The following is a 14,711-nucleotide window of genomic DNA, read 5'->3' as shown; positions in this document are numbered from 1 at the left end:
TAATTGTTTCATTAATTAATGATTTAAATAAGTAAGATACTTTTTCTGTAAAATTTAAACCAGCAAAAATGTTGGTAGTTAATGTTTAATTAAATTTTATGTTATGAGTAAACCACTTACAGAACAGGAATTACACAATCTTGCAATGAATCATGTTGGCAAAGATCTAGAAGACCAAGGCTTTCAATTTATTACGATAAATAATAAATTAGAAAAGCATCCTCAATTTATATGTGTTGACAAAAACAATCAATGTTATTATGTAATTGTAAGAGCAGTAAAATTACCATTTAACCCTTATAAATATAATGTGGTTTGGATGGAATCTTTTAAATACCATGCCTATAGAAAAAATGCTAAAGTACTTTACGCAGGAATTGGTTTAGGTAATGCAGAGGATGAAAATCTTCCGTTATATATTGATCAAGATTATTTGTTTGAATATACAGGAATACAAACATTACAAACAATACTAAATTAAATAAAAGGTAAACATCCATTCTATTTAATAAAATTAAACCAATATTTATACTATGTCGTAAAAAGCCTTTTGATTTTTAACTTCAAACAATTTTGTATAATCCATAACATTGTCAATGCCATCCATTTCGCATAAAATTCGAATAACGTCACTTAATCCTTTAAATAAAATAATTTTGTCCGTTGGATTTTTTGGTTTGGCATTTTTATAATGTAGAGGTAATTGATAACCACATGCTTTTAAAAAAGTTGCTTCAATTTCAAGTAATTCTAGTGGCGAATAGCCATTAAACTTTCGCCCGATTCTTTGATGAACGGTCCCAATATAATTAAGTTTTATAGAACCATGATGGTCTGAGAGATGTTTCCAACTATCAGTATTATCTAAAATATTCCCCACAGCACATTGTTTATTACATTCAGGGTTTAATTTATTGCTATGAAACGCGGTATAGAGCTTTTTCAATGCAGCTTCTAGTCTAGGAGAGGTTTTCATATTCATTTGTTTTGACCTTAAATTAATAAAAAATACACGCTTCTTTATTAAGTTTATCTTAAAATTAAAAAAAAATCAAACTTTTTATTTTATGTAATCAGGATGCTACACGTTGTATGATTAATATATCATATCATCGAAACATTTATAAAATGGCATTATCTCTACAGCATTTGTGCTATTTTTGATATATGAGTAAGCCACTTACAGAACAGGAATTACATAATCTTGCCATGAATCATGTTGGTAAAGATCTAGAAGAACGTGGTTTTGAGTTTATTGCAGTAAATAGTAAGCTTAAAAAGCATCCTCAATTTGTCTGTATTGATAAAAACAAGCAATATTATTTTGTAATTGTTAGAGCAGTGATTTTACCAGAAAATCCAAATAATTACGATGTGTTGTGGATGGAGACTTTTAAAAAGCACGCTAGAGAAAAAGATGCAAAGGTGTTGTATGCAGGTGTTGGAATTGGAAGTATAGAAGGAGAAAAGCAACCTATTTATTTAAACGAAGATTATTTATTAGAGTATAACGGTATTCAGGTTTTAGAAACTAATTTGAATTAGAGAAATTTTATGAAGCAAGTATTAGGCGTATTATTGGTTAGTTTTTTGATATCTTGTAATGGAGAACAAAAAAACACCAAACTTACTGGAGCCGTTTTTGGGACTAGTTATTCTATAATTTATGATTCCGATATTAATTATGAAAAACAATTTGATAGTTTGTTTTATGTGATTAATAAATCGATGTCTACATATCAAATCAATTCCGATATTTCAAAATTAAATAGAAACGAAACTGTTGAAATTGATAATCATTTTATTAATGTTTATGATGCGTCAAAAGAAATTTTTGGATTAACTGAAGGCGCTTTCGACCCAACAATTGGTAACGTGGTTAATGCGTGGCAATTCGGAGCTGAGAACACTATAGAAGTTGTTGATAGTTTAAAAATAGATAGTTTAATGCAATATGTAGGCTATGATAAAACATACAGGTTAAAGCGTTCTATTATTAAATCGAATCCTAATGTGTATTTAGAGTTTAACGCTATTGCAAAAGGTTATGGCGTTGATGTGATTGGAGAGTTTCTTGAATCTCAAAATGTGAAGAATTATTTAGTTGAAATTGGTGGTGAGTTAAGAGCGAAAGGTAGAAATACTGAAAAACATAGTAAATGGAAAGTGGGTGTTGAAGAACCAAACTTTGAAGGCGGACAGTCTATATTAAAAGCTATTTCTTTAAAAAATGAAGCTATGGCAACCTCTGGTACTTATAGAAAATTTAAGGTTGATGAGAACGGCAATCGATATGCCCATATAATTAATACCGAAACAGGTTACCCGAGTAAAACCAATTTACTAAGTGTTTCTGTAATTGCAGAAAATTGTATGACTGCTGACGCTTATGCTACAGCTTTTAAAGTCATGGGAATAGAAAAGGTGAAAACATTTTTAAAGCGACACCCAGAATTGAAAGTCTTTTTAATTTTTGTGAATGATAATCAAGAGCTTGAAACTCTTACATTAAATGGGTTTCCTGAGGAATAATTATTTGTAAACTACTGGAATTATTTCGCCTTTAGCTAAACAATATTCGGTAATTTTTTCAGGGGAAATTGTTTGAGTATAATCTACGGCTTCAACTTTAAAACCAATGGAGCGAAGTTTATCAAAATAATCTCGACCATATACGCGAACATGATCGTATTGTCCAAATATTTTTGCGCGTTCTTTTTTATCTGTGATGGTATTATCTTCAAAAGTAATGGACCTATTTAAATCTTGCGGAATTTGAAAAATACCTATACCACCAGCTTTAAGCACGCGATACAATTCCTGCATGGCTTTGGTGTCATCAGGGATATGCTCTAAAACATGATTGCATAATATCACATCAAATTCATTATCGTTGAAGGGAAGGTTACAAATATCGGCCTTAACATCTGCCAATGGCGAGTTTAAATCTGTGGTGACATAGTTTAGATTTTTCATATTTCTAAAACGCTTATAAAACGCTTGTTCTGGAGCAAAGTGAAGTACTTTTTTTTCAGCAGTAAAAAAGTCGGTTTCATTTTTAAGATACAACCAAAGTAATCGATGTCTTTCTAAACTTAAAGTTGAAGGTGATAATACGTTGTTTCGTTGGCTGCCATAACCATAAGGTAAAAAGGTTTTAAATGATTTACCATCAATGGGGTCGGTATAAGTTTTTCCTTTTAAAAAGAAAGCTAAAATTGGTCTTATAGCATAACTTAGCCTAATGAGCAAGGGCCTAGGAACGGTATTAAGTATAAGTTTGAAAATTTGTTTCAAAAGTGATTATTTATAATCTTCACGTACAGGATAAAAAGTATCAATTACAACGCAATCTGTTAAAGCAAGAGCACCGTGCTCTGTGTTAGAAGGAATGATAGTAATCGAATTGGAATCAAGTATTTGGGTTTTACCATCAATAGTCATTTGTAATTTACCAGAAATTACTTGGGTAATTTGCTCATGAACATGAGAATGAACAGGTAATACTGCGCCTTTTACAATGTTTACCAATCCAACGGTATTGTTGTTGGTATGTATATATTTACCTTTAATGCCATCTATTAAAATCTTATCTGTAATATCTGAGAATTTATGGGTCATAGTTACAAAACTAATGCCTTTTGTCTAAATTCATTTTCCTCATCGCTTACAATTCCTAAAGCATCATAAATATATGCGAATGTTGAAAGTAATTCTGGTTTACCATCAATAAGTGCTACATCATGTTCAAAATGTGCCGAAGGTTTACCATCTTGTGTCGTAATGGTCCAACCGTCTCTATGTTGTTTTATGCGGTGTGTTCCCATATTAATCATAGGTTCTATAGCCACAACCATGCCTTCAACAAATTTTTTGCCTTTACCACGTTTGCCGTAATTCGGCATTTCTGGGTCTTCGTGCATTTTGCTTCCTAAACCATGACCTACTAATTCTCTAACTACACCGTAACCATGATCTTCACAATACTTTTGAATCGCATAACCCACATCGCCAACACGATTATTAGCTTTAAATTCTCTAATACCAACGTATAAGGATTCTTTGGTTACTTGAAGTAATTTTTCTGTTTCTGGATCAATTTCACCAACTGCAAAAGTATAGGCGTGGTCTCCATAAAACCCATTTTTTAATGCGCCACAATCAATAGAAATAATATCGCCTTCAACCAAAGGTGTAGCGTTGGGAATACCATGTACTACTTGTGAATTAGGACTCATGCAAAGGGTATTTGGGAAATCATATAACCCTAAAAACCCTGGAATAGCACCTTGGTCTCTTATACATTCTTCAGCAATTTTATCTAATTGAAGCGTTGTAACTCCTGGTTTAATTTCTTTTGCTAATTCACCTAATGTTTTAGATACAATTAAAGCACTTTCGCGCATTAATTCTATTTCTTCTCTTGTTTTAACAATAATCATAAAAATAATAATAGGAGTGCAAAGATACTTAAAAACTCAAGTTATTTAAATAGCCCAAAAAAGCCTTTCTTTTTTTCGGGAATAGGAGGTGCCGTGTTTGTGAGCAGTTGATAAACTTCGCCCCAACCTGGAAAACCTCCAATATTTCTGTCGTCTATAAATAAATCAGCATTAATCTTTCTGCTTATGTCGTTTACGAATTCTTCTTCAGGAAAACTTTTATTTACAGCGTAAAAACGAATACCATTTTCTTCGCAAAAGTTAACAGCTTCTTGAAGTCTGTCACCGCATCTGTATGTCCATAAAATAAGGCGGTGACCATCTTCTTGCAATTTTTTTAAAGTTTCAAATGCAAATAATATAGGTTTGCCGATTTTGGGATAAGCATCTTCAACGATAGTCCCGTCAAAATCAATAGCAATGATAAGTGTATCGTTAAAATTCATTTTTTTTCAATTACATAGATTAGGGCAAAGTTACGCTAATTAATTTTTTTTATTAAACTAAGGGATGTTGAGTCATTGCAGCGGGTTGTTCAACATTCATCAATTTTAAAATAGTTGGTGCGATATCTCCTAAAATACCATCTTTAATTGTTTTTAATTCATTGTCAATTAAAATTACAGGTACTGGGTTAGTTGTGTGTGCGGTGTTAGGTGAGCCATCAGGGTTTATCATGGTTTCACAATTACCGTGATCTGCAATGAGTAATGTGGTGTAGCCATTGTTTAATGCTGTAGTTACCACATCTTTAACACATTCGTCTACGGCTTCACATGCTTTTATTGCAGCTTCCATAACACCGGTATGACCAACCATATCACCATTGGCAAAGTTTAAACATACAAAATCAACATCGCCTTTTTCAAGTTCAGGAACCAGTGCATCACGCAATTCATAAGCGCTCATTTCTGGTTTTAAATCGTAAGTTGCCACTTTTGGTGAGTTTCTTAAAATACGCTTTTCGCCTTTAAATTCTTGCTCTCTTCCACCAGAAAAGAAAAAGGTAACATGCGGATATTTTTCAGTTTCAGCTATCCTAATTTGTGTTTTGTTATTTTTCTCTAACACTTCACCCAAGGTTTCAGTTAAGTTTTCTTTGTTGAAAATAACTTTAATATTTTTATAAGTATCGTTGTAATTGGTTAGAGTTACATAATGCAAATCTAATTTGTGCATATTGTATTCTGGAAAATCAACTTGAGAAAGTACTTCTGTTAATTCTCTACCACGGTCTGTTCTAAAATTAAAAAAGATTATAACGTCACCATTTTTAATTTTAGTGAGCGGTTGGTTGTTATCATCAACAGCAATTATGGGCTTGATAAACTCATCGGTAACATCGTTAGCGTAATTGGCTTCTATACTTTGAGTTATATTGTTTGAGTTTTCACCAACATTATTTACTAAGGCATCGTATACGAGTTTAACACGTTCCCAACGTTTATCTCTATCCATGGCATAATAACGACCCGAGATGGTTGCAATTTTAGCATTTGTATTTTCTATATGGTTTTCTAACTGCTTAACAAATCCGGCACCCGATTTTGGGTCTACGTCACGTCCGTCTGTAAATCCATGAACATAAGAATTTTGAACTCCAAATTCGTTAGCAGCGTCAATTAATCCTAATAAATGATTAATGTGCGAGTGTACACCTCCATCACTTAAAAGTCCTAAAAAATGAATATCTTTATTGTTTGATTTAGCGTAATCAAACGCATCTACCAATACTTTTTCGTTATTTAAGGTTTTGTTTTTTACAGCTAAATTTACCTTAACTAAATCTTGATAGACTATTCTACCAGCACCTAAATTCATGTGTCCAACTTCACTGTTTCCCATTTGCCCTTCTGGTAATCCAACATGCAAACCATCGGTACGAAGTGTGGCATAGGGATATTTTTTATATAAAGAATCTATAAATAGCGTGTTAGCTTGATCGACAGCCGAAACTTTTGGGTCAGGTGAATTTCCCCAACCATCAAGAATCATTAAAATAACTTTTTTGTTCATTTTTTGTTAAAATTTAAAACCGAACAAAGATACATAAGTTTCTTATAAATGGAGTTAAAAAAACCTTGTAAAAGCCTGATTTTTTAAGGAATGTTCTCATGTTTTTTTATGCAAACGTTTTCGTTAACAATGTGTGAATCAAACGTTAAAAATGTGTTATAAATGTTTTTTTATGTAACAGATTAAAATTATTGTCGTCTCTTTAGTATATCAAAAAACGTAAATCAATTAATCAAATTAAAATCTTTCATCATGAAAAAAACAATGATTATTACCGCAATGGCATTATGCTTTTCATTAGTATCAGCAAATGCAGCTCCAGAAAATCAAAGTGTTAATTACGAATTAGAAGCTTTTTTTAAAGTGAATTCGTTTTGTGTATCTATTGCCAAAGGCGATTTAGAAACTGTTCAAAAACTTATAAGTAGAGGGGCAGATGTTAATGAAAAATCTAATGGTATGACTCCTGCGATGTACGCTGCAAAATACAATAGAACAGAGATTTTAAAGCTTTTAATTATTCATGGCGCTAATTTAAAAGCAAAGTCTGATAAAAAAATGACAGCTTTAGAATATGCCCAGTTACATGGAGCAAGCGATACCGAAGCAATAATCATTGAGGCTTTGGCTGAAGCAAAAGCGAGCAAAAGAAAAATTATTTAAAATTTAGTAATTATTTGAGTTAGTCACTCGATTAAAAAAGCCTCATTTAATGAGGCTTTTTTGTATTATAAATTTCTGTATTTTTCGATGGCTTCTTGAATTTTTTCTATCCTATTGTCAGGATCTGGGTGTGTACTTTGAAATTCTGGTACGCGGTTTGGACCTGCTGCATCTTTTAATATTTTCATCACGCCAATCATTTCTTCTGGATTATAACCAGCTTTAATCATAAATTTCACACCAAGGTCGTCGCTTTCTAATTCATCGCCTCTTCCGTTGGTTAATAAGGTATTTTGCCCAATACCACTAACCAGTCCTCCCATATCGGCACCTACAGACCCTGCGGTTGATAGTCCTTGCCAATATTCGCTTTCGGCAATTCTTTCTGCACTGTGCCTTCCTAAAACATGTCCAATTTCATGCCCTAATACACCAGCTAATTGGTCTTCGTTTTCTAATTTTGAAAAAAGCGCATGCGTGATAAATATTTGTCCGCCAGGTAATGCAAATGCATTAATGGTATTTGGATCTGCTAATAAATGAAATTCGTATCTATAAGGCGTTTCGCGTGCAATACTATTATTTACTAGTTTATTCCCCACATTATCAACTAAGGCTTGATATTGGGTGTTTGGATGCAAACCACCATGTTGTTGTGCCATTTGTGGCGCGCTTTGTAAACCTATGGCTATTTCCTTATCAGGAGTCATGGAAATGGTTTGGGTTCTACCTGTATAAGGATTTACTTCTTGTTGGCTACACCTTTTGAAAACAAAAAATAACGCGATTGCTGCCCCTATTAATAGTCGGAATTTTAGATTTTTTCCTCTCATTTTAATAAAATTGGTTACTAAAATTACAAAATTTTAGGTTATAAAGGTTTGACACCGCAGATTTAAATAAGTCACTTCAATAAAATTCCTATTAAAGTTTTTTAATCATGACGTAATGGAGGCCTATATCTTTAATATTAAACGGTTTGCCAATTGTTTTGTATCCTTTTTTTTTATAGAAATTAGCAGCAACTTCCCGTGCATTACACCAAACTAAATTGATGTTTTTTGCTTTCAAGACGCGTTCTCCGTGTTTTAAAATAATACTACCTAATCCTTTATTTTGATAGGGTTTTAGTACCGCCATTCCTCTTAGTTGATATTGGGCTTTTTCTGAAGCATAAGGCGTCGTGTTTTTTAGAAAAGTACATATGCCTGCTAAAGTTTCATTATCGAAAATCCCGAAATGAAAAGTTGTATCCAGGTTATCCTCTTCAAAAGCGCAAGTTTCAATAGGTTTTCCTGCTCTTAAAACTGGATGCCTTACTGTAAATGCTTCCTCGGCAGTAATTTGTTTTATTTTATAATCAGTTGCGTTAATATGTTTATTGATTTTAGTAATTTTCAAACTTAAAAAATAATTATGTCAATACAGTTTAAGATTTTAGAAAAGGATCAAATTTTTGCGGCTGTTCCGCTAGTTTATAAGTTGAACGATTTTAAGGTGACAGAAGATAGTTTGAGTCAGCGATTTTCTGAAATGATAAATCAAAATTATGAATGCGCTGGTATTTATGATAATGAAAAATTAATTGGAGTTTGTGGTTTATGGTATTGCACAAGACATTATTCTGGCAAGAGTGCTGAAGCAGATCATGTTTATATTGATGATGGCTATCGCGGACAAGGTTTAGGTAAAAAATTCTTTGATTGGATTTATAATTATTTGATTAATAAAGGTTTTGAAACTATAGAGTTGAATACGTATGTAAGTAACAATCAGTCGCATAAATTTTACTTTAATGAAGGCTTTAAAATACTGGGATATCATTTTTTAAAAAAGCTATAAATTTTCTTGCGCAGAAAGAAACAGTTTATATATTTGCAGCGCAATAATGCGGGAGTAGCTCAGTTGGTAGAGCGTCAGCCTTCCAAGCTGAATGTCGCCAGTTCGAACCTGGTCTCCCGCTCTAAAAGCCTCTTCAAATTGATGAGGCTTTTTTTATACTAAAAAGTTCGATTTTTGGTTTAAAAACTAATGTTTGCTAAAACGCCCGCGTGAGGGATAGCAGTGGAAAGCCCACAGTGAGGTACGAACGAGGACTTGTAACGTATAGCCCGACCCTTTTTTTGGGGCACGCCCAAATTATTTTAATTGATTGAGTTGGGTTTCAGTTTCTACTTCGTAGGGAACTTTGTTGTACTCGAAAACTCGAGCCGTTAGTGGTCCTTTTAAAATGATGGAATTCTGGGTGACGTGTAACCAGCTTCCTTCGCGCAATCCTATTACAGGTGGCGTGTTGAAATGATGAAATTCTTTAATCCTGGTTTCTCTAGTTTCGCCCATATGCTTACTGTTGGCCAATGGGTCTAGATAATGCGGGTTGATGTTAAATGGAACCAAACCTAAGGCATTGAAACTTGGTGGGAGAACAATGGGCATATCGTTGGTGGTTTTAATGGTTAAACCACAAATGTTGCTCCCTGCGCTTGTACCCAAATAGGGTGTGCCATTTTTTACGGTTTGCTTTAAGATGTCTATAAGATTGTGTTTATACAGCTGGTTGGTAAGTACAAAAGTGTTGCCGCCACCCACAAATATGCCTTGTGCATTTTTAATGGCTTGGGCTGGATTGTTAAATTCATGAATGCCTTTTACCTTTATATTTATTTTTGCGAATGCCTTGTTGGCTAGTCGGGTATAATCTTCATGTGATATGCCACCAGGTCGTGCATAAGGAATGAAAAGTATGGTATCTGCGTTTTTAAAAAACGCCTTTAAATCTTGTATAATATACTCTAAATAGCCGCTGCCATGAACAGTGGAAGTGCTCGCAATTATAATATTTTGCATGAAATTATTGTTTATTTTGTAAAGCTAATGAAAAATTATATTTGCTAAAGATTTTAAGAATTTTACTTCATAATTTGAATTAAAAGTGGTATTTTCAAAATAAAAAACATGAAAAAATTTATGCTCTTTTTAACTCTGATTACAACCTTAAATAGTGTTGCGCAAACAATAACTAGGGTTGAGGTGTCTGGTAAAATTATTGTTGAAGGTAGCGATGTTGCAGGTATTACAATTTTTAATACATCGACTAATACAGGAACGATAACAGATGAAAATGGGGAATTTAGTTTGAAAGTTGCTTTAAATGATAACATAGAAGTTAGCGCGTTGCAATATCAAAACATTGGTTTTAAGGTTAATAAAGCTATTTTAGATTCTAGAAGAATGAAGCTTTTTTTAATTGAAGAGATTAACAGGTTAGATGAAGTTATTGTTTCTACAAAAGGGTTAACAGGTAATTTAAATACCGATATGGAAGATGCTAAACCGTTTAAGCCCAAATTGGATGCTTTATATTTTGGGGTAAAACGTAGCAAAGAATATGATTTTGAAACCGATTATAAATCTGAGGTTAGTAATATATCTGTGGATAGACAACACCAACCTATGGTAAATGGTCTTAACATTATAAACGTTGTAGACCAATTGTTATTACCGCTATTTAGATCTGGAGTTAAGGATAAAAAAACGGCCGGGGTACCTGAAGTTCCGATAGAATCAATTAAATATTATTTTGGATCGGAGTTTTTGGTTGATAATTTTAATATTCCAGAACATCGGGTTGAAGAATTTATAAGATATGTTGAAGCCGATGATTTTGATTATGCACTTCTTAATTACGGTAAAGAAATGGAGTTTCTTGAACTACTTAATAACAAAAGTGCAGAATTTCTGGGAAGAAAAAACTAAAACGTCTTGCTTTTAGGCCTTTTAACAAAACATTAAAAGCCATTTACATTTTCTTTAAGATTTGAAATACGTTCTTTACAGCCTAATGTAACCAATTTGAGGCGCGTATTTTTTATTTTAGGACTTATTTTTTGGTCTGTTTCTGCATTTAGTCAGTCTACAAATTTAATTGACATCTTGGGTAGAGTTGATAGTACTTCTGAAATTGAGAATATTCATGTTTTAAATAAAACAGGACAGAAATTCACAATTACAGATCGTAATGGTCATTTTAAGATTGCTGCAAAATTGAATGACACTTTAACTTTTTCATCAATTCAACATTTTAATAAAGAGGTTCTTGTAACGAAAGAAATTTTGGCTAACAGAGTCGTTTATGTGAAATTAGATGAAAAAATTAATGAGTTAGATGAAGTGGTAATTGGTAAAGTGTTAACTGGTAATTTAATGTCTGATATAGGAAATATAGAAGGAGAAGCTCCTATAAATTTTTATGATGTTGGAATACCTGGGTATACAGGAAAACCTGCAACACAAAGTGAAAGACGATTAAAGGAAGCAGGCGATTTCAAACCAAAAATGCTTTTAGGAGTTTTGACTGGTGGCTTGCCATTAAATCCAATACTTAATGGATTAAGTGGAAGAACCAAAAGACTTAAAAATAGGGTTAAACTTGAAGAGAAAGAAGCCTTAATACAAAGTATAAAAGCAAGATTATCGAAAGATTTTTTTGCTTCTAATCATTTAGAGGAAGATTTAAAAATGGATTTCTTTTATTTCTGTGCTGATGATGCGAATTTTTTACAACATTGCAAGAACAACATAGATTTTAAAATTTTAATTTTTTTAAGAATGAAATATAGGCAGTACTTAAATAATTTAGATTCTAGTAAAAATTAATAAGCTTTGGAATGCTTTTTGAATTTCAAAGAGTATTTTAGTCATCTTAAATTATTGTATGAAATTATTAAAAATTTTAATAGCAGCATTTATCTTGCCGCTTGTTGCGTTCACTTCTGTGCATAAATATTATATCAGTGTTACGCAGATTAATTATGTGCAAGAAAAAGAATCGGTTCAAATTATTTCTCGAATCTTTATCGACGATTTAGAAAACGCTTTACAAACTAACTATGATGAGTTTTTAGTACTTTCAGATAAAGACGAGGCACCTATAATTAGTTCTTACCTAAACCGATATTTACAAGAACATCTTAAGCTAAAAATAAATGATAAGGATGTAAAACTTAATTTTATTGGTAAAGAATATGAAGGCGATATTGTACGTTGTTATTTAGAGGTAGAAGGCGTAACGCACATAGATACCTTCTCTGTTACAAATAGTATATTATTTGATTTGTTCGATGATCAAAAAAATATTATTAAAACAAAAATAAATTCTAAAAATAAAAGCGTCATACTAAGTTCAGATAATCCTAATGCTTTGTTAAAATTTAATTAAATTCTAGTATTTAGAATACATAATTTAGTATTTTCGGCCACATTTAATAACAATCTTCTAACGATTATTGTAAAAAACATATTTTTTTCTAACAAAACAAAATAGCAATGAAAAAACACGTTTATCTTTTCTTATCATTTGTATTCCTTGTTTCAGGAGTATTTGCACAAGAAAAAGTTACCCAAAAGCCGCAAGGTCATACCGATCAAAACAAGTTCAGACAAATGAAAGATGTTTTGGCTACCCCAAATGAGAGTAGAACTGCTTCTGGAGCTCCAGGGCACCTCTACACACAGCAACAAGTAGATTACGTGATGAATATTCGTCTGGACGAAAACAAGAGCCAGATTTTTGGTGACGAAAAAATAACGTACCATAATAATTCAAGAGATCATTTAGAATATTTATGGGTACAGTTAGATCAAAATATGCGTGCTAAAGATTCTAAAACGCCAGATATCACTACTGAAAGTTTTGACGCGGCATTTAATGGGCCACAATCATTTACAAAAGCGAATTTAAAAGATCGTTTTGATGGTGGGTTTAATATAGAATATGTAAAAAACGAAGATGGTTCGGATTTATCTTATTTAATAAATCAAACTATGATGAGAATAAATTTGGCAAAACCATTAGCACCAGGTGAAATTTTTAAGTTTCAGATAAAATGGTGGTATAATGTGAATAACCATATTTTAGAAGGTGGAAGATCGGGCTATGAAGCATTTCCAGATGGTAATAACACATATGTTATTGCTCAGTTTTATCCTAGACTTTGTGTTTATGATAATGTTGAAGGTTGGCAAAATATGCAGTTTTGGGGAAGAAGTGAGTTTGCACTTGAGTTTGGAGACTTTGATGTGAAAATTACAGTTCCTGCAGACCATATGTTGGAGGCTACTGGAGAGTTACAAAATAGAAAGGATTGTTTTACTAAAGAGCAGTTAAAACGTTACGAAAAAGCTACAAAAACTTTTGACAACCCTGTTTTTGTTATAACTCAAGAAGAAGCAGAACAAGCAGAAAAACAAAGAAGTACGAAAGAGAAAACATGGCATTTTAAAGCTAAAAACGTTAGAGATTATGCTTTTGCAACCTCAAGAAAATTTATCTATGATGCAATGGCGGTTGATATTAATGGAAGATCTGTAATGGCTATTTCATTATATTCTAAAGAAGGTAACCCACTTTGGGAAGAGCACTCTACGCGAGTTGTTGCTAATACTTTAGAAGAGTATTCAAAACTAACTTTTGATTATCCTTACAGTAAAGCGATTTCAGTTCATGCGCAAATGGGAATGGAATATCCAATGATATGTTTTAATTACGGACGTCCAGATCCAGATGGAAGCTATTCTGAGCGATTAAAAAGAGGAATGATTGGTGTAATTACGCATGAAGTAGGGCATAACTTCTTCCCAATGATTGTAAATAGTGATGAGCGCCAATGGACATGGATGGACGAAGGTTTAAATTCATTTGTTGAAACTTTAGCTGAGTTAGATTACGATCCTAACTTCATTACTGGAAACCTTCCAAAAGATATAGTGCCTTACATGGGTGGCGATCAAAATTTTATTTCACCAATTATGTCACAAGGTGATTACGTACACAAGTTTGGTCCGAATGCATATACAAAACCTGCAGCAGGATTATATATGTTAAGACAAACTATTATGGGTCCAGAATTGTTTGATTATGCTTTTAGAACCTATTCACAACGTTGGATGTTTAAACACCCTACGCCTGCAGATTTCTTCAGAACAATGGAAGATGCTTCTGCAATGGATTTAGATTGGTTTTGGAGAGGATGGTTCTACACAACTGATTATACCGATATTGGTGTAAAAGGTGTAAAACAATACTATTTAACAGATAAGCCTACGGAAGCGGCTGTTGAAACAGCTAAAATGTATAACATGAATCTTGATGATTATAAGGATAGATTAGTTTTTTATGCTGAAGCGAAAGAAGGAGAAAAGCCAACAGAAGCAAAAAATGCTTCCGACTTTAAATTCATTACTGATTATATTGAAAGTTTACCAGAAGCTGAAAAAGCAAGATTAAAAGATGCACCAAAGTATTTTTACGAAGTTACTTTTGAAAAACCAGGTGGATTAGTAATGCCAATTATATTGGAAATTACTTATGAAGATGGTACGAAAGAAAGAAAAACATTCCCAGCTCAAATTTGGAGATATAATGAATGGGAAGTAAAAAAGGTGTTTAGAACAGACAAAGCCATAACAAGCTTAGTTGTTGACCCAGATTTAGAAACTGCCGATGTTGATACGTCGAATAATTCATGGCCTAAGCAAGCAGAAGATAGCGAATTCGATAAGTTTAAAGAAAAGGTAAGAGGTTAATTAAAA

General features: G+C 32.6%; 18 protein-coding genes and 1 tRNA gene. 10 read left to right on the top strand and 9 right to left on the bottom strand.

Annotated elements, in window-relative coordinates; translation table 11 throughout:
- The first annotated feature begins 103 nt into the window (after window positions 1-103).
- Window positions 104-481 carry a DUF8840 domain-containing protein gene (locus O5O44_RS13315; RefSeq protein ID WP_019387877.1) on the top strand — a complete coding sequence of 126 codons (378 nt, stop codon included), beginning with the start codon at window positions 104-106 and terminating at the stop codon, window positions 479-481.
- A 45-nt stretch (window positions 482-526) separates the two neighbouring features.
- Here O5O44_RS13315 and O5O44_RS13310 read toward each other — a convergent pair whose 3' ends face one another.
- Complete coding sequence (locus O5O44_RS13310; RefSeq protein WP_289194753.1) at window positions 527-976, bottom strand: Na(+)-translocating NADH-quinone reductase subunit F; 450 nt, start codon at window positions 974-976, stop codon at window positions 527-529.
- A 191-nt stretch (window positions 977-1,167) separates the two neighbouring features.
- Between O5O44_RS13310 and O5O44_RS13305 the strand changes: the two genes are divergently transcribed.
- Both O5O44_RS13305 and O5O44_RS13300 read left to right on the top strand, forming a co-directional pair.
- A complete protein-coding gene (locus O5O44_RS13305) occupies window positions 1,168-1,545 on the top strand; it encodes a DUF8840 domain-containing protein (RefSeq protein WP_019387875.1) in 378 nt (125 codons plus the stop codon).
- A 9-nt stretch (window positions 1,546-1,554) separates the two neighbouring features.
- Window positions 1,555-2,532: an FAD:protein FMN transferase gene (locus tag O5O44_RS13300; protein ID WP_289194752.1), complete on the top strand. Its 978-nt coding sequence runs from the start codon at window positions 1,555-1,557 to the stop codon at window positions 2,530-2,532.
- Here the strand turns inward: O5O44_RS13300 and O5O44_RS13295 are convergent, their stop codons facing one another.
- Genes O5O44_RS13295 through gpmI form a run of 5 tightly spaced genes read right to left on the bottom strand, consistent with a single transcriptional unit; the run spans window position 2,533 to window position 6,458 of the window.
- A complete protein-coding gene (locus tag O5O44_RS13295; RefSeq protein WP_289194751.1) occupies window positions 2,533-3,297 on the bottom strand; it encodes a class I SAM-dependent methyltransferase in 765 nt (254 codons plus the stop codon).
- A 6-nt stretch (window positions 3,298-3,303) separates the two neighbouring features.
- Window positions 3,304-3,621 (bottom strand): cupin domain-containing protein, encoded by a 318-nt coding sequence (locus O5O44_RS13290; protein WP_289194750.1) that lies wholly within the window; start codon window positions 3,619-3,621, stop codon window positions 3,304-3,306.
- Window positions 3,622-3,623: 2 nt separating this feature from the next.
- Window positions 3,624-4,442: a type I methionyl aminopeptidase gene (gene map, locus O5O44_RS13285; protein WP_289194749.1), complete on the bottom strand. Its 819-nt coding sequence runs from the start codon at window positions 4,440-4,442 to the stop codon at window positions 3,624-3,626.
- A gap of 41 nt (window positions 4,443-4,483) precedes the next feature.
- Entirely contained in the window at window positions 4,484-4,888 is a 405-nt protein-coding gene (locus tag O5O44_RS13280) for a BT0820 family HAD-type phosphatase (protein WP_019387870.1), read from the bottom strand.
- Between the two features lie 52 nt (window positions 4,889-4,940).
- Window positions 4,941-6,458, bottom strand: a complete 1,518-nt coding sequence (gpmI, locus tag O5O44_RS13275; RefSeq protein ID WP_289194748.1) for a 2,3-bisphosphoglycerate-independent phosphoglycerate mutase — start codon at window positions 6,456-6,458, stop codon at window positions 4,941-4,943.
- Between the two features lie 252 nt (window positions 6,459-6,710).
- Here gpmI and O5O44_RS13270 point away from each other — a divergent pair, with 252 nt between their 5' ends.
- Complete coding sequence (locus O5O44_RS13270; RefSeq protein WP_289194747.1) at window positions 6,711-7,121, top strand: ankyrin repeat domain-containing protein; 411 nt, start codon at window positions 6,711-6,713, stop codon at window positions 7,119-7,121.
- A 65-nt stretch (window positions 7,122-7,186) separates the two neighbouring features.
- Here the strand turns inward: O5O44_RS13270 and O5O44_RS13265 are convergent, their stop codons facing one another.
- Both O5O44_RS13265 and O5O44_RS13260 read right to left on the bottom strand, forming a co-directional pair.
- Complete coding sequence (locus O5O44_RS13265; RefSeq protein ID WP_289194746.1) at window positions 7,187-7,954, bottom strand: M48 family metalloprotease; 768 nt, start codon at window positions 7,952-7,954, stop codon at window positions 7,187-7,189.
- A gap of 91 nt (window positions 7,955-8,045) precedes the next feature.
- The gene (locus O5O44_RS13260; RefSeq protein WP_289194745.1) at window positions 8,046-8,522 is read right to left on the bottom strand and encodes a GNAT family N-acetyltransferase; all 477 of its coding nucleotides are present in this window, start codon (window positions 8,520-8,522) and stop codon (window positions 8,046-8,048) included.
- Window positions 8,523-8,537: 15 nt separating this feature from the next.
- Between O5O44_RS13260 and O5O44_RS13255 the strand changes: the two genes are divergently transcribed.
- Window positions 8,538-8,963: a GNAT family N-acetyltransferase gene (locus O5O44_RS13255; protein WP_289194744.1), complete on the top strand. Its 426-nt coding sequence runs from the start codon at window positions 8,538-8,540 to the stop codon at window positions 8,961-8,963.
- A gap of 48 nt (window positions 8,964-9,011) precedes the next feature.
- A tRNA-Gly gene (locus O5O44_RS13250) sits at window positions 9,012-9,084 on the top strand.
- 176 nt (window positions 9,085-9,260) lie between these two features.
- Here the strand turns inward: O5O44_RS13250 and pepE are convergent.
- Window positions 9,261-9,968 (bottom strand): dipeptidase PepE, encoded by a 708-nt coding sequence (gene pepE, locus O5O44_RS13245; protein ID WP_289194743.1) that lies wholly within the window; start codon window positions 9,966-9,968, stop codon window positions 9,261-9,263.
- Between the two features lie 108 nt (window positions 9,969-10,076).
- On the opposite strand from pepE, the gene O5O44_RS13240 reads away from it, so the two are divergent.
- The 4 genes from O5O44_RS13240 to O5O44_RS13225 all read left to right on the top strand — a co-directional run bounded on the left by O5O44_RS13240 (window position 10,077) and on the right by O5O44_RS13225 (window position 14,705).
- Window positions 10,077-10,877 carry a carboxypeptidase-like regulatory domain-containing protein gene (locus O5O44_RS13240; RefSeq protein WP_289194742.1) on the top strand — a complete coding sequence of 267 codons (801 nt, stop codon included), beginning with the start codon at window positions 10,077-10,079 and terminating at the stop codon, window positions 10,875-10,877.
- Window positions 10,878-10,973: 96 nt separating this feature from the next.
- Window positions 10,974-11,777: a carboxypeptidase-like regulatory domain-containing protein gene (locus O5O44_RS13235; protein ID WP_289194741.1), complete on the top strand. Its 804-nt coding sequence runs from the start codon at window positions 10,974-10,976 to the stop codon at window positions 11,775-11,777.
- A gap of 58 nt (window positions 11,778-11,835) precedes the next feature.
- Window positions 11,836-12,339, top strand: a complete 504-nt coding sequence (locus tag O5O44_RS13230) for a DUF6702 family protein (protein ID WP_289194740.1) — start codon at window positions 11,836-11,838, stop codon at window positions 12,337-12,339.
- A 107-nt stretch (window positions 12,340-12,446) separates the two neighbouring features.
- Complete coding sequence (locus tag O5O44_RS13225; RefSeq protein WP_019387860.1) at window positions 12,447-14,705, top strand: M1 family metallopeptidase; 2,259 nt, start codon at window positions 12,447-12,449, stop codon at window positions 14,703-14,705.
- Window positions 14,706-14,711: the final 6 nt, after the last annotated feature.

This window comes from Algibacter luteus, assembly GCF_030344935.1.
Classification (GTDB): domain Bacteria; phylum Bacteroidota; class Bacteroidia; order Flavobacteriales; family Flavobacteriaceae; genus Arenitalea; species Arenitalea lutea.
This window is presented reverse-complemented; position numbering and strand designations above follow the sequence as displayed.